This is a genomic window from Corynebacterium sp. ACRPF, from assembly GCF_022347395.1.
Taxonomy (GTDB): Bacteria; Actinomycetota; Actinomycetes; order Mycobacteriales; family Mycobacteriaceae; genus Corynebacterium; species Corynebacterium tuberculostearicum_D.
Window position 1 is genome coordinate 1 of record NZ_JAKRNB010000048.1, and the last position, 573, is coordinate 573.

Below are 573 nucleotides of genomic sequence, written 5' to 3' on the forward strand. Positions count from 1 at the left end.
ATAACGAACACACAAACCACCCACACCAAAAAGCGCAGATGGCCACACAAGTGAACTTGACAAAAAATTGATTAAAGAAAAAAGAAATCACACAAACACACACAAACAAACCACAAAAGCAGCCTATCTAGTGTGTTTAATGCTCGCGTCCACTATACAGTTCTCACACAACACCCCAACCACAACCTGCCAACATACACAGTGTCAACAAGACTCATGGTCAGGCACAAAAAAGGGGGATAATGCCCCAGACACCCAACAATGCACCAACATACAAACAACATTATTTTTCGTTTAACTGTGCATGGACAACAGTGTGTCACAAAGCGCCATTCAAACACTTGGTCTTGCCTCATCAGGTGTGTGTTTCACCCGGACAATTTTTCAATAATAAAAGTTGGCAGCATGACACTCGCATACTCAACCAACCAAGGGTGCAACTGCACCCGAATAATAAAAGCTCCTTAGAAAGGAGGTGATCCACCCGCACCTTCCGGTACGGGTACCTTGTTACGACTTCGTCCCAATCGCCGATCCCACCTTCGACGGCTCCCTAACAAGTTTGGGCCACCG

Annotated in this window: 1 rRNA gene; it reads right to left on the reverse strand. The window is 45.7% G+C overall.

Annotated features, from left to right (window positions below):
* Positions 1 to 468: 468 nt before the first annotated feature.
* Positions 469 to 573 (reverse strand): 16S ribosomal RNA (locus tag MHX61_RS11255); the annotation flags it as partial.